The sequence below is a fragment of the Herbaspirillum sp. GCM10030257 genome (assembly GCF_042666555.1).
Lineage (GTDB): Bacteria > Pseudomonadota > Gammaproteobacteria > Burkholderiales > Burkholderiaceae_D > Noviherbaspirillum.
In genome coordinates, this window is sequence record NZ_JBHTDH010000004.1 from 231,455 (window position 1) to 256,474 (window position 25,020).

General features: G+C 54.6%; 23 protein-coding genes and 1 tRNA gene. 9 read left to right on the top strand and 15 right to left on the bottom strand.

Annotated elements, in window-relative coordinates; all coding sequences use genetic code 11:
* Positions 1-3: 3 nt before the first annotated feature.
* Positions 4-531: an MgtC/SapB family protein gene (locus ACFQUU_RS08025; protein WP_382245231.1), complete on the top strand. Its 528-nt coding sequence runs from the start codon at positions 4-6 to the stop codon at positions 529-531.
* 99 nt (positions 532-630) lie between these two features.
* On the opposite strand, the gene ACFQUU_RS08030 is transcribed toward ACFQUU_RS08025, so the two are convergent.
* Positions 631-705, bottom strand: a tRNA-Arg gene (locus ACFQUU_RS08030).
* A gap of 153 nt (positions 706-858) precedes the next feature.
* Here ACFQUU_RS08030 and ACFQUU_RS08035 point away from each other — a divergent pair.
* Positions 859-2,787: an ATP-binding cassette domain-containing protein gene (locus ACFQUU_RS08035; RefSeq protein ID WP_382245234.1), complete on the top strand. Its 1,929-nt coding sequence runs from the start codon at positions 859-861 to the stop codon at positions 2,785-2,787.
* 56 nt (positions 2,788-2,843) lie between these two features.
* Here the strand turns inward: ACFQUU_RS08035 and ACFQUU_RS08040 are convergent, their stop codons facing one another.
* Both ACFQUU_RS08040 and murJ read right to left on the bottom strand, forming a co-directional pair.
* Positions 2,844-3,683, bottom strand: coding sequence for a SirB1 family protein (locus ACFQUU_RS08040; protein ID WP_382245237.1), 840 nt, complete (start codon positions 3,681-3,683; stop codon positions 2,844-2,846).
* Positions 3,684-3,787: 104 nt separating this feature from the next.
* Positions 3,788-5,338, bottom strand: a complete 1,551-nt coding sequence (murJ, locus tag ACFQUU_RS08045) for a murein biosynthesis integral membrane protein MurJ (protein ID WP_382245240.1) — start codon at positions 5,336-5,338, stop codon at positions 3,788-3,790.
* A 207-nt stretch (positions 5,339-5,545) separates the two neighbouring features.
* Between murJ and rpsT the strand changes: the two genes are divergently transcribed.
* Positions 5,546-5,809 carry a 30S ribosomal protein S20 gene (gene rpsT / locus ACFQUU_RS08050; RefSeq protein WP_057292846.1) on the top strand — a complete coding sequence of 88 codons (264 nt, stop codon included), beginning with the start codon at positions 5,546-5,548 and terminating at the stop codon, positions 5,807-5,809.
* A gap of 254 nt (positions 5,810-6,063) precedes the next feature.
* Here the strand turns inward: rpsT and ACFQUU_RS08055 are convergent, their stop codons facing one another.
* Both ACFQUU_RS08055 and ACFQUU_RS08060 read right to left on the bottom strand, forming a co-directional pair.
* The gene (locus ACFQUU_RS08055) at positions 6,064-6,513 is read right to left on the bottom strand and encodes a DUF192 domain-containing protein (RefSeq protein WP_382245244.1); all 450 of its coding nucleotides are present in this window, start codon (positions 6,511-6,513) and stop codon (positions 6,064-6,066) included.
* A 91-nt stretch (positions 6,514-6,604) separates the two neighbouring features.
* Positions 6,605-6,820, bottom strand: coding sequence for a hypothetical protein (locus ACFQUU_RS08060; RefSeq protein WP_382245751.1), 216 nt, complete (start codon positions 6,818-6,820; stop codon positions 6,605-6,607).
* Positions 6,821-7,128: 308 nt separating this feature from the next.
* On the opposite strand from ACFQUU_RS08060, the gene ACFQUU_RS08065 reads away from it, so the two are divergent.
* The gene (locus ACFQUU_RS08065; protein ID WP_382245247.1) at positions 7,129-8,307 is read left to right on the top strand and encodes a tetratricopeptide repeat protein; all 1,179 of its coding nucleotides are present in this window, start codon (positions 7,129-7,131) and stop codon (positions 8,305-8,307) included.
* Complete coding sequence (locus tag ACFQUU_RS08070; RefSeq protein WP_382245250.1) at positions 8,304-9,431, top strand: HupE/UreJ family protein; 1,128 nt, start codon at positions 8,304-8,306, stop codon at positions 9,429-9,431. Before ACFQUU_RS08065 ends, ACFQUU_RS08070 begins: the two co-directional genes overlap by 4 nt.
* 40 nt (positions 9,432-9,471) lie before the next feature.
* On the opposite strand, the gene ACFQUU_RS08075 is transcribed toward ACFQUU_RS08070, so the two are convergent.
* Entirely contained in the window at positions 9,472-10,029 is a 558-nt protein-coding gene (locus ACFQUU_RS08075; protein ID WP_382245253.1) for a pseudouridine synthase, read from the bottom strand.
* Positions 10,030-10,368: 339 nt separating this feature from the next.
* On the opposite strand from ACFQUU_RS08075, the gene icd reads away from it, so the two are divergent.
* A complete protein-coding gene (gene icd, locus ACFQUU_RS08080) occupies positions 10,369-11,622 on the top strand; it encodes an NADP-dependent isocitrate dehydrogenase (protein ID WP_382245256.1) in 1,254 nt (417 codons plus the stop codon).
* A gap of 130 nt (positions 11,623-11,752) precedes the next feature.
* On the opposite strand, the gene ACFQUU_RS08085 is transcribed toward icd, so the two are convergent.
* The 3 genes from ACFQUU_RS08085 to ACFQUU_RS08095 all read right to left on the bottom strand — a co-directional run bounded on the left by ACFQUU_RS08085 (position 11,753) and on the right by ACFQUU_RS08095 (position 14,210).
* On the bottom strand, positions 11,753-12,382 hold the full coding sequence (locus tag ACFQUU_RS08085; protein WP_057292840.1) for a response regulator transcription factor: 630 nt from the start codon (positions 12,380-12,382) through the stop codon (positions 11,753-11,755).
* Positions 12,383-12,396: 14 nt separating this feature from the next.
* Positions 12,397-13,752 (bottom strand): cache domain-containing protein, encoded by a 1,356-nt coding sequence (locus ACFQUU_RS08090; protein WP_382245260.1) that lies wholly within the window; start codon positions 13,750-13,752, stop codon positions 12,397-12,399.
* Between the two features lie 254 nt (positions 13,753-14,006).
* Entirely contained in the window at positions 14,007-14,210 is a 204-nt protein-coding gene (locus tag ACFQUU_RS08095; RefSeq protein WP_057292838.1) for a cold-shock protein, read from the bottom strand.
* 347 nt (positions 14,211-14,557) lie between these two features.
* On the opposite strand from ACFQUU_RS08095, the gene clpS reads away from it, so the two are divergent.
* Together clpS and clpA are read left to right on the top strand one after the other, a co-directional pair.
* Positions 14,558-14,872, top strand: coding sequence for an ATP-dependent Clp protease adapter ClpS (gene clpS, locus ACFQUU_RS08100; protein WP_382245264.1), 315 nt, complete (start codon positions 14,558-14,560; stop codon positions 14,870-14,872).
* On the top strand, positions 14,869-17,169 hold the full coding sequence (gene clpA / locus ACFQUU_RS08105; protein ID WP_382245267.1) for an ATP-dependent Clp protease ATP-binding subunit ClpA: 2,301 nt from the start codon (positions 14,869-14,871) through the stop codon (positions 17,167-17,169). The genes clpS and clpA overlap by 4 nt, the downstream gene beginning before the upstream one ends.
* 170 nt (positions 17,170-17,339) lie before the next feature.
* On the opposite strand, the gene ACFQUU_RS08110 is transcribed toward clpA, so the two are convergent.
* The 4 genes from ACFQUU_RS08110 to aat all read right to left on the bottom strand — a co-directional run bounded on the left by ACFQUU_RS08110 (position 17,340) and on the right by aat (position 21,144).
* The gene (locus tag ACFQUU_RS08110; RefSeq protein WP_382245270.1) at positions 17,340-18,383 is read right to left on the bottom strand and encodes an aldo/keto reductase; all 1,044 of its coding nucleotides are present in this window, start codon (positions 18,381-18,383) and stop codon (positions 17,340-17,342) included.
* A gap of 69 nt (positions 18,384-18,452) precedes the next feature.
* On the bottom strand, positions 18,453-19,496 hold the full coding sequence (locus ACFQUU_RS08115) for a quinone-dependent dihydroorotate dehydrogenase (RefSeq protein WP_382245272.1): 1,044 nt from the start codon (positions 19,494-19,496) through the stop codon (positions 18,453-18,455).
* A gap of 87 nt (positions 19,497-19,583) precedes the next feature.
* A complete protein-coding gene (locus tag ACFQUU_RS08120) occupies positions 19,584-20,318 on the bottom strand; it encodes an arginyltransferase (RefSeq protein WP_382245274.1) in 735 nt (244 codons plus the stop codon).
* Positions 20,319-20,421: 103 nt separating this feature from the next.
* Entirely contained in the window at positions 20,422-21,144 is a 723-nt protein-coding gene (aat, locus tag ACFQUU_RS08125; RefSeq protein ID WP_382245276.1) for a leucyl/phenylalanyl-tRNA--protein transferase, read from the bottom strand.
* Positions 21,145-21,713: 569 nt separating this feature from the next.
* Between aat and ACFQUU_RS08130 the strand changes: the two genes are divergently transcribed.
* On the top strand, positions 21,714-21,992 hold the full coding sequence (locus tag ACFQUU_RS08130; protein ID WP_382245279.1) for a hypothetical protein: 279 nt from the start codon (positions 21,714-21,716) through the stop codon (positions 21,990-21,992).
* Positions 21,993-22,024: 32 nt separating this feature from the next.
* Here the strand turns inward: ACFQUU_RS08130 and ACFQUU_RS08135 are convergent, their stop codons facing one another.
* Together ACFQUU_RS08135 and ACFQUU_RS08140 are read right to left on the bottom strand one after the other, a co-directional pair.
* Positions 22,025-22,207, bottom strand: coding sequence for a hypothetical protein (locus ACFQUU_RS08135; RefSeq protein ID WP_057292830.1), 183 nt, complete (start codon positions 22,205-22,207; stop codon positions 22,025-22,027).
* A gap of 237 nt (positions 22,208-22,444) precedes the next feature.
* A complete protein-coding gene (locus ACFQUU_RS08140; RefSeq protein ID WP_382245282.1) occupies positions 22,445-24,916 on the bottom strand; it encodes an EAL domain-containing protein in 2,472 nt (823 codons plus the stop codon).
* Between the last annotated feature and the right edge of the window lie 104 nt (positions 24,917-25,020).

Here is a 25,020-nt window from a genome sequence, read left to right on the forward strand (position 1 = left end):
CTTATGCATGAAGTGTGGGTGACGGTGCAGCAGGAATTTTCCGATCTGCCGGATCTAACCCAGTTTACCCGCGTATGCGTTCGTCTCCTCGTCGCCATTTTGCTCGGGGCGGTACTAGGATACGAACGCGAATACCGAGGCACCGGCGCCGGCCTTCGCACCCATATGCTGGTCGCGCTCGGCGCTGCACTTTTTGTCCTGGTGCCATTGCAGGCCGGTATGGAGGTGGATGATCTGAGTCGCGTACTGCAGGGATTAATCTCGGGCATCGGTTTTCTAGGTGCGGGAGCCATTATCAAACTGTCCCGGGACCGGGAAATCCGCGGACTGACGACTGCGGCAACCATTTGGGTCACGGCCGCAATTGGCGTTGCTGCGGGAATGGGGCGCGAAGCGACCGCTATCCTGAGCACTTTGCTTACCTTATGCATTCTTGCTCTGTCACATAGAAACACGGATAGCAAAAAGATTCCGGAGCCGGGCAGCGATGAATCTGGCGCAATGTCAGGACATACAACTGACAAGGAATGAAGGGAGAAAACAAGAAGGCTGGAAAAGCCGAAAACGCGAGAGAAGTAAGCCGTAGGGCCGCATGGAAGGTTTCAGCGATTATTCGTAGATGCCGCAGATTGGTCCCGCCGACAGGAATCGAACCTGTATCTAGCGCTTAGGAGGCACTCGTTCTATCCATTGAACTACGGCGAGAAACGCGGGATATGGATGCCGTGAACTGCATCCGCCCGAGATTATAGCCGAGACCGGGCATGAAATGCCTGTCCTGCAGCAGTAGTGGGTACAATGCGTGCTTCTTCTCATTTTGCGGACGCTTTTCGCGAACCGCTGCAACCGCATTTTCCTATGGCAGTCATCTCTCTTTCAAATGCCCAGTTGGCGTTCGGCCATGTGGCCTTGCTTGATCATGCAGAATTCGCGCTGGAAGCCGGCGAACGGGTCGGCCTGATCGGCCGCAATGGCACAGGCAAGTCATCTCTCCTGAAAATCATTGCCGGCATGTCCAAACTGGACGATGGCCTGCTAGTGATGCAGCAGGGCATCAAAATCGCCTACGTGCAACAGGAACCCCATTTCGAGGGCACGATGTCGGTGTTTGATGCGGTCGCCTCCGGACTTGGCGAACTGCCTGCGATGCTTAACGAGTACAACGACCTGGCGACCAGCCTGGGCGGCGCCGATGATGATGCGATCATGGACCGCATGCATACCATTCAGGTCCGGCTTGACGCGGCGGATGCCTGGAGTATTGGCAATCGCGTGGAAACCATTCTCGATCGCCTGAACCTGAACAAGGATGCCTTGATGGGCACGCTCTCTGGCGGTACGCAAAAACGCGTGGCGCTTGGTTGCGCACTGGTTGGTGCGCCAGATGTGCTGCTGCTCGACGAGCCCACCAATCACCTGGATTTCACTTCCATCCTGTGGTTGGAAGGGCTGTTACGCGATTACAAGGGCAGCATCCTTTTCATTACTCACGACCGCTCCTTCCTCGATAACGTGGCAACGCGGATCATTGAACTCGACCGTGGAAGGCTCCTGTCCTTTCCGGGCAATTTCAGCGCCTATCAGACTCGCAAGGCGGAGCAGCTCGAAATTGAAGCAATTGAAAACGCGAAATTCGACAAGTTTCTCGCCCAGGAAGAAGTCTGGATTCGCAAGGGAGTGGAAGCCCGTCGCACGCGTAACGAAGGGCGTGTCAAGCGTCTCGAAGAATTGCGCCGAACACGTACTGCCCGACGCGACCAGCAAGGGCAGGTCAAGCTCGATGTGTCAGCGGGCGAACGATCAGGGAAAATCGTTGCGGAGCTTGTCGATATCAGCAAGCGTTACGGTGACAAGGTCATCGTGCGGGATTTCAACGCCATCATCATGCGTGGCGACAAGGTCGGACTGATAGGGCCAAACGGCGCAGGCAAGACCACCTTGCTCAAGCTGATTCTCGGTGAAGAGCAGCCTGATAGCGGCACAGTGAAACAAGGTGCGCGCCTGCAGGTTGCTTACTTTGATCAGATGCGTGCGCAGCTCAATGAAGAGGCCAGCCTTGCGGACACGATTTCACCAGGTAGTGATTGGGTTGAAATCAACGGCCAGCGCAAACACGTGATGACTTACCTTTCGGATTTTCTGTTTGCGCCGGAACGCGCGCGATCGCCGGTCAAATCCTTGTCCGGCGGTGAGCGCAACCGTCTTCTGCTAGCCCGCCTGTTTGCAAAGCCTGCCAATGCGCTGGTGCTCGATGAACCGACCAACGACCTCGACATTGATACGCTCGAACTGCTGGAAGAATTGCTCGAAGAGTACAGCGGCACCGTATTCCTGGTCAGCCACGATCGCACTTTCCTCGATAATGTGGTTACCCAGGTAATTGTCGCTGAAGGTGAGGGTATGTGGCGCGAATACGTGGGTGGATATACCGATTGGGAACGCGTGCGCGATACAGCCGCAGCGTCGGCGAAGTCAGCACTAAAATCTGAGGCGAAACCCGTAGTCAAGGAGGCACTTCCGGCCGCGAATAGCCCGAATGCCTCCAGTGCTACCAAGGCGAAAAAGCTTAGCTACAAGGAGCAGCGTGAACTGGAGACTCTGCCCGGTGTCATCGCTTCCCTGGAGGCAGAACAGAAAACTATCTCGGAGCAGCTCGCCGATCCCGACTTGTATCGTCAGCGACCAGACGAGGTGAAGCGCCTCAACCAGCGCTTTGCCGAGATTGATGAACTGTTGATGGAAAATCTGGAAAAATGGGAAGCGATCGAGGCTAAATCCAAAGCCTGAATGGGAAATGCGCAAGCGGTATCCGGACTTGGGGTTAACTGTGCACAACGCAGTGGTCAGTTGAGCCGCTTGCTTGCCTCTCTCAGCTCGGGAAGTTTTTCGCGCAGCATCTCGGCGTCCGGCGCATGTGGACGCTCAGCGAGATAAGCTTCAAGGTCATCCAATGCAGCTTGGGGGCACTCAAGATTGGCATACGCGAGCCCGCGGTCGCGTCGCTCGGCTACCTCATCCGGCAACAAGATCAACAGGCGCTGCTGTACGCCAAGCAGGCGCTGCCAACGCATATGCTCAAGGAACAGAGCCTTCAGATTACGTAGCATGCGCACCAGAATTTCACGCGGGTGGGCCGCATGCAAATAATACGAGAGTGGAATGGCGCCTGGATAACTCTGCTGTTCAAAATACGGTTCAAGCCGTTCTTCCAGCTCTTCGCGTGACAGACTGGCACCGTTGAACGGATCAAGCACTATGTCGCCCGATTGCACGGACAGCTTCATCAGGAAGTGTCCCGGGAAGGAAATCCCTTTGACATTCAAACCGATTTGCTGCGCCAGTTCCATGTAAAGCACGGCCAGGGAAATCGGAATCCCGCGACGGGTCTTGATCACGCGGTGCAGGTAACTATTGTCGGGGTCGTAATAGTCATTGACGTTGCCGGCGAACCCAAGCTCACGGTAAAAGAAATGATTTAACAGGCGCAGCTTCTGTACATTGGACGCATCCGCTGCTAGTCGCCGCTGCAGCCTCGCAGCAAGAATATCGACTTCAGCCTGGGTTGCTGATAAGTCCAGTTGGGGTTCCACGTCCTGTGCGATGGCCAGTGCCGCCTCAAACAGCGGAATGGAATCGTCTTGTTGGACCAGGGACGCGAAATATTCAAGGGATTGGATCACCATACAAGGACCATAATAAACCATGCTGCCGTCAATTAAAGGACAGGATGGAAATGTTCTTGCATTCCATCGTCCGGGCTGCGCAAGACTTGGACTCGGATTCGCCGCTACTTCGACGTACGCTTGAAGTCCTGGAATCGAAATCCCATCGCCAGCAGTGCGCCGAAGTAAGTAACGCCGCAGGCGGCCATGACGACGGTCAGTGCCCCGGCACGTAGCAAGGGTTGGGCCTGCAAGGCGATCCAGTTGAATTGCGCGGCAGTCCACAAGGCCACGCCGGCAAGCAGGAAGAGGGCGCCGCAGAGTCTCAGCATGAAAACACCCCAGCCACGAGCTGGCGTATAGATACCGCGTCGCTTCAGGCCAAAATACAGAAAGCCCGCATTCAGGCAGGCGCCAATCCCTACCGATAACGCGAGCCCCGCATGGGCAAAGTGCGGCACGAACATCAGGTTCATGAGTTGCGTGGCGATCAATACGCCCACGGCAATTTTTACCGGCGTGCGTATATCTTGCTTTGCGTAAAAGCCGGGCGCGAGAATTTTGACTAGGATAAGTCCGATCAATCCGACGCCATAGGCAATCAAGGCCTGGCCGGTCATCCTGACCGACTGGACGTCAAATTTTCCATAGTGGAATAAGGTGGCGGTCAAGGGTTCGGAGAGCGTAATCAGGCCGACCGCCGATGGCAAGGCGATCAGGAAAGTCAGTCGCAAGCCCCAGTCCAATAGAGAGGAATATTCTTCCGGGTCCCCATCCGCATGGGCCTTGGCCAAGCTGGGAAGCAAAATGGTACCGAGCGCGACGCCCAGCAGCGCGGTCGGAAACTCCATGAGGCGGTCGGCATAGGTCAGCCAAGACACGCTGCCACTTACCTGCCGAGATGCAATATTGGTATTGATAATGATGCTGATCTGTGCAACCGATACTGCAACGGTTGCCGGAACCATCTGGCGCAGGACGCGGCGCACACCCGGGTCGCTCCAGGCCAGCTTGAGGTTAATGCCGAGGCGGGGCAACATGCCGATCTTACGTAATGCAGGAAACTGCACCGCTACTTGTAGTATGCCGCCAAATACTACTGCTGCCGCCAGCGCATACACCGGTTGGCGCATATATGGTGCGGCGAACAACGACGCAACAATAAAAGAGATATTCAATAGCACCGGGGTAATGGCCGGCACGCGGAATTGGCGCCAGGTATTGAGGATGCCCCCGGACAGCGCGACAAAGGCCATAAAGCCAATGTAGGGAAACATGATCCGGGTCATAAGCACTGACGCGTCAAAAGCGTGCGGGTCGGCTTTGAGTCCGGTCGCAATAAAATAGACGACAATCGGTGCGCCAATGATGCCAATTATGCATGTGAGCAACAAAGCCCACATGAGAATGGTCGCAACGTGGTCGACCAATTCCTTGGTTGCGGCTTCACCTTTCTTGCTTTTGTATTCAGCCAGAATGGGTACAAACGCCTGTGAGAATGCGCCTTCGGCAAAAAGCCGGCGCAACAGGTTCGGGATACGAAATGCCACATTGAAAGCATCGGTATAGGCCGATGCGCCGAAAGCCCGCGCGAACAGGAGTTCACGGAGCAGCCCCGTCACACGCGAAAGCATGGTCATGCCGGAGACGGTGGCTAGCGTTTTGTGCAGATTCATGGGGCGCCATTATAGCCGTTGGTTTCCCGAGGGCAGATGGCTCGAACCGGTTTATCTGTGGCCATGGAATGATGGACAAACAGGCCATCGCGGACAATCTGCGGGAATGATTGATCAATCCCTAAAATCTGCGTTATAATCCGCAGCTTTACAGAATTCTGTCTCGCAATCCGCGAACGCAGTCCGATTTCGAATTAGGAAATATTCATGGCAAATACCGCACAAGCGCGCAAACGTGCTCGTCAAGCAGTCAAGCAAAACGCACACAATTCCAGCCAGCGCTCGACCCTGCGTACCGCAATCAAGGCCGTTCGCAAGGCGATTGAAGCAGGCGACAAAGCCGCAGCGTCGCAAGTATTCCTGTCTTCCGTTTCGACGATTGACCGTATCGCCGACAAGAAGATCATTCACAAGAACAAGGCAGCTCGCCATAAGAGCCGTCTGGCTGCAGCTCTGAAGGCGCTGGCCTAATTAGTTGCTTGTGAGCCGGCTGATGCCGGCCACTGAAGATTTATTAAGAACCCGCATGACATACGTGTTGTGCGGGTTTTTTTCGTCCATGCGTATTGGATGTCTGTCCTAATACAAAAGGACCGCGATGGTATTCAAGGAGGAATCCTCATTCAACGCCAGGCATGAAACACGCAGATGAGAGCCGTGCGCAGCGACATATTTGTGTTCCTGCGATAGGAGCGCTTTGGGCACTCCGCGTGGTAACTGGGCGCTTACTTCGGCAGGCCTTCAATCTTGGTGCCTGGCTTGATATTTTTCTGTTTAAACCAGCCCTGGTTCATTTCAAGCGCGTAACGGACCGGCTTTTTCGCGCAATGCGAATCGGTCGTTTGCGGCTGCATGTCTTCGATGTTGACGATGTTTCCATTTTCATCGATGAAGGCGACCGAGAGCGGAATCAGGGTATTTTTCATCCACATACAGACGCTTGCCGGCGCGTCGAACAAAAAGACCATGCCTTCATTGGCGCCCATTTTTTCGCGGTTCATCAGACCCTGCTGACGATCGGCATCGCGCGCGGCGACTTCCGCCTTGATGACGTGAATCCCGGCAGTTAGCGAAATGGTGGGAAAGCGTGCCACCTGCTGGGCAGAGGTGATGGCTGGGAGAGCCGAAAACAGCAGCGCTGCAACGGCTGCCTGGACGAAGATCCTTGGATTCATGGGACGTATGGACAGTGACGAAACAGGAAGCTTAGCCGATAAAAAAGAAAAAGGCAGGTCGAGCCTGCCTTGATTAGATCCGAAGTGTTGCTTACTTCGATGCGGTCGGAGCGGCAGCGGCCTTGGCTTTCTTGGCTTTTTTTGCTTTCTTGGCTTTTTTCTTGGGGGCCGGAGCATCCGTTGAAGCAGCAGGTGCAGGCGCTGCAGCAGGTGCAGGTGCTGCCGAAGCCGGTGCAGCGGCGTGGCTAGCGGCGAAGGAAGAAACAGCGAACAAACCAGCAACGAGAGCAGCGATCAGGTTTTTCATTTTATAGTCCTTCAGATTGACATGTAAGTAACTCGGCGATTCGGTCGAATCAATGGAATTAACGACCATCAACGGCAATGGTTGACACCGAGAGCAGCGAGATTGCCTAAATATCCTCCGGCCCCGCATCCGTTGATACGGTCGCGCCGTATACGGAATACATGAATCGCGGTTTGGATCATTATCACTTCCTGCCGGCGACATGGTTAATTGCGGAATTGATGTCATTGTTGCTATGATCCCGAGTCTTTGTCCTGCTTGTTCAGTTTGAGGACTGGCTCCCTTGGCGCCTATTTTTGGATCCGTTGATGCCCATTCGTCTTCTTGCAGTGCTGTTCGCGTCGCTCGTCTGTATGAAAGGCGTCGCCGCACCCTACGTCCCCGATTCCAATGCCAAGGTGCTGGAGCGACTCCCATTCAAACCAAATGACCCGATTGCGCGCGAGCTGGCGCAACTGAGGGGAGAGCTAAAACGCAATCCGCGCAACGCGGAAGTCGCGGTCAGACTGGCGCGCCGCTATTACGAGATGGTGTCGGAAGAAGGCGACCCGCGTTATCTGGGCTATGCGCAGGCGGCCTTGGCACCATGGTGGGACATGCCCACCCCACCCGTGGATATCCAGATCTTGCGCGCCAGTCTCAGGCAATTCCTCCATAACTTCAGCGGTGCGGTCGCTGACCTGGATGAAGTACTTCAGCGTGACTCGCACAATCCGCAAGCGCTTTCGTTACGCGCCGTCATTCACATAGTGCAGGCTCGGTATCTACAGGGAATGGCCGATTGCCGCGCGTTGCACCAGAGCGGCGATCCGTTGATTGCACAGGGCTGCGAAGCCATGGTTGATGGCCTCACCGGGAAAGCCGGCCCTGCATATGCCGCACTTAATCCCATAGTTGAAAGCGCGACATCTCTTATCCCCAGTAAAAGGCTATGGCTTGAAATCCGCCTTGCCGAGCTGGCGGAGCGTCAGGGCCGGGCAGACCGCGCGGAAATGCATTTCAAACGAGCGCTCTCGCTGGGCATTACCGATACCTTTCTGTTGGCAGCCTATGCCGATCTGTTGCTTGCGCAAAATCGACCGCGCGACGTGCTGAATCTCTTAAAGGACCGGACTCGCTCGGACGTCTTATTGCTGCGCCTGGTTTTTGCCGAGCGAGCGCTCAAACTGCCAACCGCGAAAGAACTGGAGAATACCCTAGCGGCCCGCTACGCTGCTGCGCAGATGCGCGGAGAAACCGTGCACCAGCAGGAAGAGGCACGCTTTGCGCTGGATGTCGAAGGCGATGCAAAAGGGTCTCTCGCCCTGGCGATCGAAAACTGGAAGGTTCAACGCGAGCCACGGGACGCGGAGATTTTTCTACGCGCTGCTATCGCCATGAAGGACCGGGAATCGGCAACGCCCGTGCTGAAGTGGCTGGATGACAGCAAGATAGAAGATCCCCATCTCCTGCGACTCGGACAGCAGTTGCGGGGAGTCCGGCCATGATGAGGCAACTGTTCCTGTTATGTATCGGCTTGTTCTTCGCCTGCAGTGCCCATGCGCATAAACCGAGCGATAGTTACCTTAGCTTGAAGGTGTCGGGTTCGGTGATCGACGGTCAATGGGATATTGCGCTACGCGACCTCGATTTTGCGATTGGGCTTGATGCCGACGGAGACGCCGATATCACCTGGGGCGAGGTCAAGGCGAAACACAACGACATTGCGGCGTATGCCTTTTCACGGCTGGCGGTAGCCGCGGATGGACATAATTGTCCGCTACAAGTGACTGACCATCTGATCGACGATCATACTGACGGCGCCTATGCAGTGTTGAGATTCAATGCTGACTGCGGCCAGGCGATTGACAGATTGCAGGCCAGGTATTCGCTGCTGTTCGATGTCGACCCACAGCACAAGGGCCTGTTGCGACTTGAGTACGAAGGTTCTACCCGGACCGGTGTGTTTACGCCGGAAAGCGCAAGCCAGGAATTTGCGATGGGTTCAGTCGGGAAGTTCGCACAATTCGTCGATTACTTTCACGAGGGAGTGTGGCATATCTGGATTGGATTTGATCACATTCTTTTTCTGCTCGCGCTCTTGTTACCCGCGGTTGTCTATCGGCGGGACGGAAAATGGTTTGCTGTCGATGGACTGAAGCCGGCGTTCTTCAGTGTTCTCAAAATCGTCACCGCGTTCACCCTTGCACATTCAATCACCTTGTCGCTGGCCACTCTGGGCTTGGTCAGCTTGCCATCACGATGGGTCGAGTCGGTCATTGCGGCATCCGTCATCATCGCGGCGCTTAACAACATATTCCCCCTGTTCCGGGACAGGCGCTGGGCCATGGCGTTTGGATTTGGGCTCATCCATGGTTTTGGTTTTGCCAGCGTTCTATCCGATCTTGGCCTTCCGGGCGACACGCTGGTGTTGGCACTGGTAGGCTTTAATGTTGGCGTCGAAGCGGGGCAACTTGCCATCGTGGCCGGCTTTCTACCCCTTGCCTATCTTCTTCGCAGGACGATTTTCTACCGCCGTATCGTCCTCATTAGTGGATCGTTTCTTATCGCGACGCTTGCTGCAATCTGGCTGGCCGAACGTGCATTCGACATGAAAGTGCTGCCGTATTGATCAGAAGCCGGGGAGATCGTTCGGTATGAGCGCCGCAGTATCAGGCCAGTTCCGAGGCGGATACTTCTCGCCATTCGCCCGGCCAAAGTGGATGCGTACTCAGTGCAAATGGACCGATAGCAATGCGGATCAAGCGTAGCGTCGGCAATCCCACCGCTGCCGTCATGCGCCTGACCTGTCGATTCTTTCCTTCCGCTATCGTGATGGCGAGCCAGCTGGTTGGCAGATTGGCCCGGTGCCGTATGGGAGGGTCTCTTTCCCATAACCAGCCTGGTGTCTCGATGCGCCGTACTTCGCAGGGCTGGGTGACGAAATCGCCTAGATTGAGTGGTCCGCCAAGGCGCGCCAACGCGTCGTCCGACACAGTACCTTCCACTTGAACAATGTAAGTCTTTGGCTGCTTGCTGAGCGGGTGGCTGATCCTATGCTGCAATTTCCCATCATCAGTTAGCAATACCAATCCTTCGCTGTCGGCATCGAGCCGGCCGGCAGGATAAATTCCGGGGATATCAAGATAGTCGGCGAGTGTCTTCCTGCTCTCGTGAGCGGAGAACTGGCACATCACCTGGAAAGGTTTGTTAAACAGAATCAGTGGCACGCAAGCTCGCAGCAGATAGATAGCGGATCGCGGCGGCGATCCCGGGAAGCCGGTATTTTACGCTTTGTATGTCCGCTGCTTTAGCACTAATCTGGTATTCGCAATACAACCGGTATCGGGAATAGGGTCGCCGCAATATATTGGCGGCCATGCATCAATGATTTGCTTGCCAAGGATGCGCAATTGGTTCGAAGGCAAAAACAATGGCATCCAGTAAAATAGTGGTGCATAATACGAAATGTAGTCTTATGTCTTATATAAGACTGAAACTGCGCTTTAAAACAAAAATTTAAAGTAAGAGACGGTCTTTTCCTTTCCTCCTAACCCCCGGAGCCTACGATGTATCAACATATCAAAGTGCCTGCCGACGGCAAAAAAATTACCGTCAATGCCGACTTTTCCTTGAATGTGCCAGACAATCCGATCATCCCGTATCTCGAGGGTGACGGCACTGGCGTGGACATCAGCCCGGTCATGATCAAGGTGGTTGATGCAGCGGTTGCTAAGGCATACGGCGGCAAGCGCAAGATCAGCTGGATGGAAATCTACGCTGGCGAAAAGTCGACCAAAGTATATGGCCCTGATGTGTGGCTGCCCGAAGAATCCCTGCAAGTCCTGAAAGATTACGTTGTGTCCATCAAGGGCCCGCTGACTACACCGGTTGGCGGCGGTATTCGCTCGCTCAACGTGGCACTGCGTCAGGAACTCGATCTGTACGTCTGCTTGCGCCCGGTCCGTTACTTCAAAGGCGTTCCGTCGCCGGTACGCGAGCCGGAGAAGACCGACATGGTGATCTTCCGTGAAAACTCCGAAGACATCTATGCCGGTATCGAATGGCAAGAAGGTTCCGATGGCGCCAAGAAGCTGATCGAATTCCTGGTCAAGGAAATGGGCGTCAAGAAAATCCGTTTCCCGAACACTTCCGGTATCGGCGTCAAGCCGGTGTCCCGTGAAGGGACCGAGCGTCTGGTGCGCAAGGCGCTCCAGTACGCGATCGACAACGACAAGCCGTCTGTGACTCTGGTTCACAAAGGCAACATCATGAAGTACACCGAAGGTGGCTTCCGTGATTGGGGATATGCATTGGCTCAGAAGGAATTCGGTGCTGAACTGATCGATGGCGGCCCATGGTGCAAGTTCAAGAATCCGAAGACTGGCAAGGAAATCACGGTCAAGGATTCAATCGCTGATGCGTTCCTGCAGCAGATCCTGCTGCGTCCGAATGAGTACAGCGTGATTGCGACATTGAACCTGAACGGCGATTACATCTCCGACGCGCTCGCAGCACAGGTCGGCGGTATCGGTATCGCACCGGGCGCGAACATGTCCGACTCCGTCGCTATGTTTGAAGCAACCCACGGCACCGCACCGAAGTATGCCGGTAAGGACTATGTGAATCCGGGCTCGCTTATCCTGTCCGCCGAAATGATGCTGCGTCACATGGGTTGGACCGAAGCAGCTGACCTGATCATCACATCAATGGAAAAATCGATCACCTCGAAGAAAGTCACTTATGACTTCGCGCGCCTGATGGAAGGCGCAACTCAGGTATCGTGCTCGGGCTTCGGCGACGTCATGATTTCCAATATGTAATCTAACGTGATACTGCAGTAAAAAGAAAGGCCGGATAAATTCCGGCCTTTTGTTTTTGGAATGCTTTGCGCGGCAAGTCTACGTCCAAAGCCGCAAAACAGGCTTCAGCACATGCCTTGGTGAATTATCGTCATTTGATTTGTGTCTGCTCGAGTGCGAAGCGAATCAGGTCGGCCTGGCCTTCAATGCCCAGCTTGCGTTTGATGTTAAGCCGATGCGTTTCGATCGTACGTACGCTGAGGTCCATGTCACGCGCGATGTGTTTGTTGGATTTGCCGGTGGCAATGCACTGCAGGACCTCACGTTCTCTTGGTGTGAGCAACAATGCAGGCGGCATGGGACGGGAAAGCTGTTTCGCCAGTCCGGCACTGTAATAAATTCCGCCAGACATTACCGTATCGATGGCGGTAATGATATCCATCGCCGGTGCATCCTTCAAAACGTAGCCACGGGCGCCTGCCTGGATTGCCTGCATCACGTATTCTGCCTTGTCGTGCATGCTGAGCATCAGGATGGCAATTTCCGGATAGAGGGTGTTGAAGCGCCCCGTAAGTTCTATGCCATTCATCCCCGATAGATTAATGTCCATCAGCACGAGATCGATGGTCTCTCGTGATGCTGCATCGAGAGCTTCCGCCGCATTGCCGGCTTCTGCGACCACACTGAAATGAGGAATGGTTTCCAGGCGCGCTCTTAAGCCATCGCGCACCAGAGGGTGGTCGTCCACCAGAAGAATATGAACAAAAGGTACGGTCAGCATGTCAGCAGGATAAATTAAACTCGAGGTAATGTGGCAACGACATGGGTTCCATCACTCGACGATGTCAGCTCAAGCTTGCCACCCACGGCGCTGACACGTTCGTGCATGTTGCGCAAGCCAATGCCGCGCTTCGGATGCTGAGAAATGCCGGCTACGTCAAAACCAATGCCGTTGTCAGCGATGATGAGCTTGACCTCGGACTTGTAACCAAGCAGTTCTACTTGGACCGTGGATGCATTGGCGTGCCGTTTAATGTTGGTAAGGGTTTCCTGGGCAATCCGAAACATCACGGTATTGGCGACATCCGGTAAGCCATCCGCGCTGCCATCGTAGTGGAAATGTGTCGTAATGGAAGTGTGTTCAGTGAATTCGCGCGTCAGGTGATCCAGCGCCGCGGCGAGGCCTAGGTCATCGAGCAGGGCGGGGCGCAGGTCATGTGAAATTCTGCGGACTTCACCGAGCACATCGTTGAGCTGACCGGCGGCGCGGTCGAATGATGCCTTGGCAATTTCGGGTCTTGAGGTGTTCGTTGCCAGTTTGGCAATGCCTGACTCAATCTGCAATTTGATGGATACCAGCCATTGACTGATTCCATCATGCAAGTCGCGTGACAGGCGTGCCCGCTCTTCTTCTTGCGAACGAACGACGCGTTGCGCAAGGACGCGCAATTTGGCATCGGCAACACGGTACTCGCTGATATTTAGCGCCAGTCCGGATAAGGCGACAACCATGGCGCTCGCAATGGCAATTCCGGCGATCCACATCATCGTGCTTCGTATATTTGCGAGAATCTGGGTGTCAATCTTGGCAAGTGCATTATCGACGTCATCGAGGTAAATTCCTGTGCCCAGCATCCAGCCCCAGCGTGGCAGCATGACGACATAACCAAGCTTCGGCGCCACTTTCTTGCTTGATGGCTTTTCCCATAGGTAACGAACCAGTCCCCCGCCGGACTTGGCTTGCGAAATAAGTCGCTGAATTGTTGGATTTCCCTCGGTATCACGCAACTCCCAGAGATCTTTGCCGACTAACTCTGGCTGCCGGGGATGCATGAGGTTTTTGCCGTTCAGATCGTACAGGAAGAAATAACCGTCATCGCCATAGTCGAGCTTTGACAATATGCGGATAGCTTCCAGGCGTGTTGCGTCATCGTCACGGCCGGAATCGTACAAATGAGCGATTGATCTGGACGCAAGGGTCACGTAATGATTGAGTTCTGCTTCCTTGCTAACGAGATAGGCAGTTTCAACCGAAGCACGTTGTTGATGCGCCAGAAGGTTAGCCTGATACCGAACAGCCATTGCAATGGCAAGCAGGGCAACGATCAACGGTGCGATCGCAAGGAACAGGATTTTCTGGCGGAGCTTCATAGGATGTTACTTTACAGCTATTTTCGCACTTATCGGGTACGGGATATTACCGATGGCACGAAAGGGCGTCCTCACAAGCGCCATATGTCGGGAATACCACTAGCGTGTAAAAAGGGTGATGATGTGTGCAGGATATCCCGGGGTGGCTCTGCAGCCGACGTCGATCGATACAGTAATAGGAAGGAGTGGAATTACCCGGGGCGAAAAAAAACCCCGCAGGGCGGGGCTTTTTGTGCTCTTGCTAATCGACGTGATTAGGGGGCCTGGATATTGGAAGCTTGCTTGCCTTTCGGGCCTTGCGTGACTTCGAACGAAACCTTCTGACCTTCTTTGAGAGTCTTGAAGCCATTCATTTGGATTGCGGAAAAGTGGGCGAACAAATCTTCACCGCCGTCATCCGGAGTGATAAATCCGAAGCCTTTGGAATCGTTAAACCACTTGACGGTACCTGTTGCCATAAAAGCGTCTTTCAAATAATAACTAATCACACGAGCCGTAAAAGCAAGAAGCCTCGCGACACGCTGCCCCCTCTTATAACTTGCTCACTTCATATTGACAATACGATAATGCTCGAATTGTCAATAAATACCATTGTTCCTGCAAAAAATCTAAAAGTCAAGGTAGTTCCCAGAGCGTTTTTGAGTTTTTACAAGCGTAATGCACAATAGATTTCTTGAAATTCAGCGAAGGAGCATCATCTGCGAACTACAAAGAAAGGGCGTAAGATCAAGATGCAGATCATATGTAGTTCGAATTTCCCTTACTTGGGCGCGTTGCGCCTGGTTAAACGTTTTAGAATAAACGAATGGCAACTCAGCATGACAATGAAAACGGTACGGTACTTGCTAGGCAAGAGCAGAAGCTTAAGCCTCCACCGATGTATCAGGTCCTTTTATTGAACGACGACTATACGCCGATGGAATTTGTGGTTGCGATCATTCAGGAGTACTTTAATAAGGATCGTGAAACCGCAACGCAGATCATGCTCAAGGTTCATCGTGACGGAAAAGGTATGTGCGGCGTCTATCCAAAAGACATAGCGTCCACTAAAGTAGAATTAGTGTTAACCCACGCTCGAAAAGCAGGACATCCCCTGCAATGCGTGATGGAGGAAGCATGATTGCGCAGGAACTTGAAGTAAGTTTGCATATGGCTTTTGTCGAGGCTCGCCAGGCTCGTCACGAGTTCATTACAGTCGAGCACTTGTTGCTCGCGTTGCTCGACAATCCGTCGGCAGCAGAGGTGCTGCGTGCATGCGCAGTCAATATCGAGGATCTGCGCAAGACGCTGACGAACTTCATCAGCGACAACACGCCGACCGTTCCCGGAACCAGCGAAGTGGATACACAGCCGACACTCGGCTTCCAGCGTGTAATCCAGCGCGCGATCATGCATGTGCAGTCGGCTTCCAACGGCAAGAAGGAAGTTACCGGGGCCAACGTGCTGGTCGCCATCTTCGGCGAAAAAGATTCCCACGCTGTGTACTATCTGCATCAGCAGGGCGTCACTCGTCTGGATGTGGTGAATTTCATTTCGCACGGCGTCCGAAAGGACCAGCAGGCGGAATCGCAGAAATCGCCGGAAGGTACGGAAGATGCGCAGGCTGAAGGCCAGCAGAAGGAAAGTCCGCTTGATCAGTTCACCCAGAATCTGAACAAGATGGCTGCCGAGGGCAAGATCGATCCGCTCATCGGCCGCGAATCCGAAGTCGAGCGCGTAATCCAGACCCTGTGCCGTAGGCGCAAGAACAACCCGTTGCTGGTTGGTGAAGCCGGTGTCGGCAAGACGGCAATCGCAGAAGGCCTGGCATGGCGCGTCACTCAGGGCGATGTGCCCGAAGTGCTGCAGAACGCAGTGGTGTACTCGCTCGACATGGGTGCGCTGCTGGCCGGTACCAAATACCGCGGTGACTTCGAACAGCGCCTGAAGGCCGTACTCAAGCAACTGCGTGAAAACCCGAACGGTATTCTGTTCATCGACGAGATCCATACGATCATCGGGGCCGGCTCGGCATCGGGTGGTACGCTGGACGCATCGAACCTGCTCAAGCCGGCGCTTTCCAGCGGCCAGCTCAAGTGCATCGGCGCGACCACGTACACCGAGTTCCGCGGCGTCTTCGAGAAGGACCATGCTTTGTCACGGCGCTTCCAGAAGATCGACGTCAACGAACCGACCGTCGAACAGACAGTGCAGATTCTGCGCGGCCTGAAATCGCGCTTCGAAGAGCACCATGGCGTAAAGTATTCGTCGTCCGCATTGACCTCGGCGGCAGAACTGGCCGCGCGCTTCATCAATGATCGTCACCTGCCCGACAAGGCGATCGACGTGATCGACGAAGCTGGTGCCGCACAGCGCATCCTGCCGAAGTCGAAGCAGAAGAAAACCATCGGCAAATCCGAAATCGAAGACATCATCTCGAAGATTGCGCGTATTCCTCCGCAGTCGGTCAATCAGGACGACCGAGCCAAGCTGCAGACGATCGACCGCGATCTGAAGAATGTGGTATTTGGTCAGGACCCGGCGATCGAAGCGCTCGGTTCGGCGATCAAGATGGCACGTGCGGGCCTCGGCAAGACCGACAAGCCGATTGGTGCCTTCCTGTTCTCCGGTCCGACCGGCGTCGGCAAAACCGAAGTGGCGAAGCAGCTGGCCTTTATCATGGGCATCGAGCTGATCCGCTTCGATATGTCCGAATACATGGAGCGTCACGCGGTCAGCCGTCTGATCGGTGCGCCGCCGGGCTATGTCGGTTTCGACCAGGGCGGTTTGCTGACCGAAGCGATCACGAAGAAGCCGCACGCTGTATTGCTGCTTGACGAGATCGAAAAGGCCCATCCGGATATTTTCAACATCCTGTTGCAGGTGATGGACCATGGCACATTAACTGACAACAACGGTCGCAAGGCTGACTTCCGCAACGTAATCATTGTCATGACTACAAACGCAGGTGCGGAAAGTCTCCAGAAGCGTTCGATCGGCTTTACCGACAAGAAAGAAGCCGGTGACGAGATGGCGGATATCAAGCGTATGTTTACGCCGGAATTCCGCAATCGCCTGGATGCGATCATCAGCTTCAAGGCACTGGATGAAGAGATCATCCTGCGTGTGGTTGACAAGTTCCTGATGCAGTTGGAAGAGCAACTGCACGAGAAAAAAGTGGAAGCTGTCTTTACCGAGAGCTTGCGCAAGTACCTCGCGAAGAAGGGCTTCGACCCACTGATGGGCGCACGCCCGATGTCACGCCTGATTCAGGACATGATCCGCAAGGCGCTCGCCGACGAGCTGTTGTTTGGCAAGTTGGTGACAGGTGGTCGTGTTACGGTCGATATGGACGAAAACGAGCAGATCAAACTCGATTTTACCGAGGGCGATCCGACCCCGCCTCCGGCTCCGGAAGAAACGCTGGAAGTCGAATAAGCGATACACCGGTAGTGAACCCTGCCGGCAAAAAAGCCCGAACCATACGAATGGTTCGGGCTTTTTTCTTTATGAATCCGGTGCCGATGGCACCTCGAGAACGCTGGTGTAATCTATGGTGATGTGGTCATAGAAGTGTTCCGACTACTGCTGCATTGTCGACCAGCTGCTTACTGCGCCGGGTTAGTCATTTCGGTATGGATAGCATTGATCGACGCAATGACTTCATCCGGCAACTGAACGGCCAGCGCATCGATGTCTTCCTGCAACTGCTGCAAGCTCGTCGCACCAATAATTGTCGAAGCAATAAACCAGCGGCTGTAGCACCATGCCAGCGCAAGGGTAGCCGGAGACATGCCGTTGGCACGCGCGAGGTCGGCATAACGCCGGCTGGCTTGAAGGACCGATGCGCGCATATAGCGTGGGCTCCAGGTCGGCGGGAACTTGGTCAGCCGTCCTGCTGCCTTCGGGTCGTCGATATATTTCGCGGTCAGCTGACCGAAGGCGAGAGGGCTGTAGGCAAGCAATCCGATCCGTTCGCGAAAACAGGTTTCATCCAGGCCTGCCTCAACACTGCGGTTAGCCAGGTTATAAGCATTCTGGATCGACACGATGCGCGGCAGTCCACGTGCTTCAGACTGCCGGGTGAATTCACAAACGCCCCACGGAGTTTCGTTCGACACACCGATATGGCGGATCTTGCCGGCTTTGATCAGGTCGCCGAGCGCCGCCAGCGTGTCTTCGATGGCAGCATGGGGATGCTCTTTTTCCGGATCGAACGAGATGGCGCCGAAGATGGGCACATTGCGGCTGGGCCAATGCAACTGGTAAAGATCGATGTAGTCAGTTTGCAGCCTTTGCAAACTGCCGTCCACGGCAATCTTCAGGTTGGCCGCATCAAAATCCGTTTGCCCATTACGTATCCAGCTGATCCCGCGTGAAGGTCCTGCCGCCTTGGTGGCCAGGATGACATCGCTGCGCTTGCCGGATTTTTTCAGCCAGCTGCCGATATAACTTTCGGTTCGACCCTGGGTTTCTGCCCGTGGCATCACGGGATACATTTCCGCCGTGTCGATGAAATTGATGCCGCGCTCGAGCGCATAGTCCAGCTGGCTGTACGCTTCCGTTTCAGAATTCTGTTCGCCAAACGTCATGGTGCCGAGACAGATTTTCGACACGGCGAGGTCGCTGTCTCCCAGTTGTATTTTTTCCATACGTCTCCTGTTGGTATGCCCCTCCTGGCAGGTGCTCGGCCGGATTCGAGGCAAAGCGCACTTCAGACTTTAAACCGATTTTCGCAACGCTGCCGCGCACTCCCGGATCAGCGCGGGGCCACGATAGATCAGGCCGGTGTAGAGCTGAACGAGGCTCGCGCCGGCGTCAACTTTTGCCTGCGCATCCTGCCCGGAGAGAATGCCGCCGACGCCAATGATGGGCAGGGCCGTACCCAGCTCTGCTTTCAACGCGCGGATCACGTCATTGGACAATTTGAATACCGGCGCTCCCGACAGGCCGCCTGTTTCTTCCGCGTGCGGCAAGCCTTTGACTGCATCGCGCGTGATTGTCGTGTTGGTGGCAATCACGGCGTCCATCTTGTGTCGCATCAGTGCGTCGGCAATGGTTTTGATCTGTTCGCTATCGATATCGGGTGCAATTTTCAATGCGATGGGAACGTAGCGCTTATGTTGGTCCGCGAGCCGCCGCTGGGCTTCTTTCAGGCTCGACAGAAGGGTATCGAGTTCGGATGCGCCCTGGAGCTGTCGCAGGTTTTTTGTGTTGGGCGAGGAAATATTGATCGTCACATAGCTGGCATAGGGATAGACCTTTTGCAAGCAATGCAGATAATCGTCGACTGCCCGTTCAATTGGCGTATCGGCGTTTTTGCCGATATTCAGGCCAAGCACGCCTTCCTGGTTCTGATAGAACTTTGATGCCTGTACATTTTTCACAAAGGCATCCACGCCACCGTTGTTGAAGCCCATTCGGTTGATGATCGCGTTCGCTGCAGGAAGGCGGAACATGCGCGGCATAGGATTGCCGGGCTGGGCACGTGGCGTCACCGTGCCAATTTCAATCGAGCCGAACCCCAATGCCGCAAGTCCGTCAATGTAGGCACCGTCCTTGTCCAAACCGGCAGCCAAACCAACCGGGTTTGGAAATGCAATGCCCATGACTGTGCGCACATCTTTTTTCGGTCGAGGAATCGCGCCGGTCAATCCAAGTGACGCCGCACGCCGCAGCGCAGGCAAGGTCAGGTTATGGGCGGCCTCCGCATCCAGCGAGAAAAGGAAAGGGCGGGCAAGCGAATAGAGAAGTTTGTCGGACATGGCAGTGGAAAAGACGCGCGGCCGGGTCGGCCTTGCAAAAAGGCGCTATTTTACCCTTGCCAGCCATGGGGATAAACGGAAACCCGGTCAAAGGTCAGGGTGCCAGTCCTGCCACGTGCCATGCCGCAGTGCTTCGAGTGGACGGAAGTTGACCTTGTAAGCCATCTTCTGGCTGTCCCGAATCCAGTAACCCAGGTACACGTAGGGGATTTCCAACCTTCGTGCCTGTTCGATTTGCCACATGACGTTATAGGTGCCATAGGAGGCACCCAGCACGTCGGGATCGTAAAAGGTGTACACCGAGGACAGGCCATCATTGAGCACATCAATGATGCTGACCATGCGCAGCGTGCCGTCGGCTTCACGGAATTCCACCAGTCGGGTGTTGACCTTGCTTTGCAGGAGAAATTGCGCATACTGGTCGCGGCTATCCTGATCCATGCCGCCGCCGGCATGACGGGCCGCTTGGTACCGCAGGTAAAGTTCGTAATGCTCCGGCACGTAGGCAAGCGTTGTGACCCAGGTTTCCAGATTCGAATGCTTGTTCCAGGCGCGGCGCTGGCTGCGATTGGTAATGAATTCATTTGCCTTCACCCGCACCGGGATGCATGCCTGGCAGCCATCGCAGTAAGGGCGGTAGGTAAAAATGCCACTGCGGCGAAAGCCATTCTTTACCAGCTCGGAATAGACATCGGCATTGATCAGATGCGAGGGCGTCGCCACTTGCGATCGTGCCTGCCGGTTTTCAAGATAGCTGCACGGGTAAGGCGCTGTGGCGTAAAACTGCAGGGTGGCGAAAGGCAGGTCTTTTAAATGCGTCATATACGTAATGCCCGACTGCGATGTGGTTCGAAGGCTGCAGACAAGTGCGCCTTTCTAATTTACACCGTATGCCCGGGCGGCATAACAATTTTTTCGACAGTGTTCAAAATAAAGCAAGGGGCTCCCATCTGATGATCGGGGCCTGCCGCGTCGCTTTTTTCAAGTGCGCAATGAATTCGCTACGCGGAATCGGGCTGGCGCCGAGTGAAGCAAGATGGGAAGTCTCTTGCTGACAATCGATCATCTCGACTCCGTGCGCGTGCAAAAAGTGCACGAGATAAGCCAGGGCGATCTTTGAAGCATCGGATTTGCGGGCAAACATCGACTCGCCATAGAACATTCTGCCGATACAAACACCGTAAGCACCGCCCACCAGCTGTCCATCCAGCCAGACTTCAGACGAGTGCGCAAAACCGCGGTGATGCAGGCCGCAATAACCACGAACGATCTCTTCCGAGATCCAGGTGCCTGCGCCGTCGCGACGCGGCGCAGCACAGGCCCGCATCACGTCTTCGAACGCGCTATCAAAACGAATCTGCCAGCGCCCATCCGTCAAGCTGCTCTTATGTACCTTTCTGAGTGTTTTTTTCAGACTGTGCGAGGCCGAAAAGCGTTCAGTAAACAACACCATCCGAGGATCGGTACTCCACCACAGGATAGGCTGGCCTTCGGAAAACCATGGAAAGATTCCATGTCGGTAAGCGTCCAGCAAGCGTTCTGGCGACAGGTCGGCTCCTGCAGCAAGCAGCCCAGCCGCGCCATCTTCTTCGGTCAGTGCAAAAGCGACATCGGGAAAAGGGGAATCGGGTTCCAGCCATGGAATCATGCAGTTTCCTCAAACTGGTTCACGGGCTTGTACGGTAACGGTAAGAAATGAAAAGCTATTTTATTTTTGGCCCTGAATTGTAGCGCCATGGGATCAAGATTTAGCAAAATGCACCAAATTGGAATTTCTTGCTACAAGGAAATGACATTCTTGCACATTGCACATTAACAGGGAGCACTCTTGCATGGATGCACTGTTCATACGCTCGGCGCGCTCGTCCAAATCTTAGTCGATTTTGCAGTTACGACAACTGCCTATTTTTGTTGGCTATGCGATTGCTTGTGGTTTGCACCTCTTGGCTGGTGCGTCCCTATTCGCCGAGAAAAACGGCTTTCTTCGCTGTAACGTCATGAGTGCACAGACCCTCGACAAAATAAATGGCCTTGAGCGACGGCATCGCTGGCGCAGTACTCGTCTGGATGTTTCGCTTACCCAAAACAAATGGAAGATTGACGGCCTGTTGGGTTGTCGGATGTATGACCGTTGCGCGACCTGGGCGGAGCCTGCGGCTGAATTGCAGCTGGCATCTTTGGCCAACCGTCCCTTGGCGGCATCGGCGGCGTGTCCTCATGTCGCAGTTGATCAGTGCGCTGCTGGGAATTGCCATTGCCGCACTGGGAGATGCCCTCAGGTATGGCGTACTGAAAAAGCTGGTGGCATTCGTCTCGATCCCGAACAGGAATTCGATGGCGCCGACCTCTGGAGCACCAAATCAGTTCTGCTGCCGAAAGCGAAACCAACTGGTAGCAGGCAGGCATACCATTGAGCTAATTGCCGGACCGGCAAGACGTGAGCAGACACACCGCTACTTCTCGCGCTCCCCGTCTTGTCGACGTTCCGTGGTCTGATACTGGCGACTTCCCACTTTTTGGGATTCTGTTCAGCGAAAGCGGAGGACGTTGTAGACAACGTCAAAATCTTCCTGAATCGCTTCCAGCTGTTCCTCGCGGGCTACCTTCACCAGTTGCCGCAATGCATGCTTGAAGAGCCGCCGGTCCGTGTCACTTGCTTCTTCGCTCAAGGAAGCGACCATCGATTCGATCATTTCATCTGAGGCGCACATATCGGTCTTCTGAGGAAATTGAATAATGCGTCAGTCTTGAGCAAGTCCTGTGCCGAGGGGGGGAGTATTGCGCCTCGCCTTCAGTATCGGCGCTGCATCGCCCAAGATATTGGCATTATCCAGTCCTGACCCACGCTTATCACGTCCTTTTTCCCCTGGTACCGCAGCATTCACCGGGCCTTAGTCGGCTATATTTTTCAAACGGGATGCAAATACCGCTAAACGGCACCCACGATCTTATCGATGCGCCCGTGGTACTGACGGGGCGCGGCCACGGTGCAATAATCGTTGCATTTCATCGGGAGGAACTGCAGGGCTGAGAAAGAAACCTTGCATCTCGTCGCAATCATGTTCTTCCAGAAACCGGATCTGTTCTTCGCTCGTCACGCCCTCTGCCACAACCTTCAACTGCATAGTGTGCGCCAGTGCAATGGTTGCCGACACAATTGCGGCATCGTCCCGGCTTCCGGAAATATCCCGGATAAAAGACTGATCGATCTTGAGGGTGTCTACCGGTAATCGACGCAGATAACTGAGAGACGAATAACCGGTGCCAAAGTCATCGATTGAAATCGATACGCCGGCATCTCGTATCTCAGCCAGTTTGGTCAATGTCGATTCGACATTTTGCATCAAGCTGCTTTCGGTAATCTCGAGTTCGAGCCAGCGCGCATCGAGACCGCTCTGCGTAAGCGACTTACGTACGGCATGGGTAATGGTCGAATCGGGAGCCAGCTGATAGGGAGAAAGATTGACGGATACCTTGAGACCAGGCAAACCCGCCTCCTGCCAAAAACGGTTTTGCTGGCATGCGGTCTTCAAAACCCATTCACCCAGTTCGTTTATGAGGCCGACCTCTTCTGCGAGCGGGATGAATTCATTTGGCGGCACCAGGCCACGTTCGGGATGATGCCATCGAACCAGAGCTTCAGCACCGACGATTTTATTGCTGTTGATGTCGACGCGGGGTTGGTAATAGACGACCAGCTCTTCACGCTCCAGTGCAAGGCGAAGCTGGCGTTCATGCATCAGCCGTGCCTTGACCCGCTCATTCATGTCGGCCTTGTAAAACCTGAAAGAACCGCCGCCACTTGCTTTGGCTTCATACATCGCAAGGTCGGCGTTTCTTAGCAAAGTCGCCGCGTCGTTGCCGTCTTTCGGGTAGAGACTGCAGCCGATACTGCTGGAAACACTGAAGTCGTGACCTTCAAGCGTCACGGGCTTTTCGATCACGGTGAGCAGGTTGCGTGCGATGCCGATCACGTCTTCCGGTGAGCGCACATCTTCAAGAACGATGACAAATTCATCGCCGCCAAGTCTTGCCACCGTGTCTGATTCACGTATGCACTGTTTCAGCCTGTCTGCCATGATGCGCAGCAGGATATCGCCCTTATCGTGGCCAAGGCTGTCGTTGACGATCTTGAACCGGTTCAGATCAAGAAACAGGACACCAACCCGGCCACCCTGACGCTCGGCCTGCACAATCGCATGCTTGATACGGTCATCAAGCAAGTTGCGATTCGGAAGGCCTGTCAAACCATCATAAGTGGCAAGATGCTCGATGCGGCGCTCATAATCCTTGCTGTGCGTGACATCGCGTGCGACGCCATGAACACCGACTACTGCATCGTCAACGATAATCGGCACCACCGTGATGTGCGCGTCGTATTTGCTATGGTCCTTACGTAACCCCATCGTTTCAAAGCTTGATGCATTGCCCTCGGTTGCTTCGATGAAATGCTGATCAACTATCTTCAGGCTTTCCGGCGCTACCATGGCACGCAATGACATTGTCGAGAGTTCGGCCGCAGAATAACCCGTTAGCTGAGCGAAGGCCTTGTTGGCCGATATCAGATTTCCATTGATATCAAATGCGAATACGCCATCCGGATGATGCTCGAACAAGGATTCAAAACGCTGCTCCCGCTCAGCAAGCCGGCGCGTCGAATGTCGGAGTTCGGTGATATCCCGCGCAACGCAATACAGATGCTGGTCGGATTCCGACCAGTTTGCGGTCCAGCTTACGTGGATAGGATGGCCATCCTGATGAACGAACCGATTCTCGAAAGGCTGTATCGACGTCGTCTCACCCAGGCATAGCCTGCGGATGGTGTCGTTGTATTTCTTGCGATCCTCCGGATGTACCAGTTCGAACGCCGGCCGGCCAATCAATTCTGTCGCCGCATAACCCCACAGGCGCTGCGATGCCGCACTGACCTGCACAAATGCGCCGGATGCATTGATGGCGCAAATCACGTCCGGGGTGGTATCAAGCATGCGCTGACACGCGTCCAGTTCCTGCTTCAGTTGGGCGTGATTGTTCCGAAGCCTCGCTTCAGCCACCATCGCCAGGGTCATGTCGCGGATCGCAATACAAAACAGCGTTTGGGCACCGACATCTACGGATGCAATAGCAAGCTCGACCGTTAGCGGTTTCCCGTCTTTATGGCGGGCTGCTGCGTGCATGCGTTTGCTCGGATCGAAACCTGCATCGCGGCGCTTCCCCATCGACAATCCTGATAGGCCCACGAGAGCATTCAAGGCCTTGCCGACTGCCTCTTCGGACGGCCAGCCAAAGATGCGTTCCGCTTCCGGGTTCCATGCATGGACAATCTCGTGCGCATCGATCACGATGATTCCATCCAATGCATTGTGGACCATTGCATCAAGCAAAGCCTCGCGGTTTTCAATTGTTTCCAATAGTTTCATATGTCTTTTCGTTAATGACTGCATGCAAACGAAAATGAGTGGTGCATGATTCCGATTCCAGGTGCCAGTTGCGATGAATCGGAGTGTGTCGTGTTTGAGGTTTG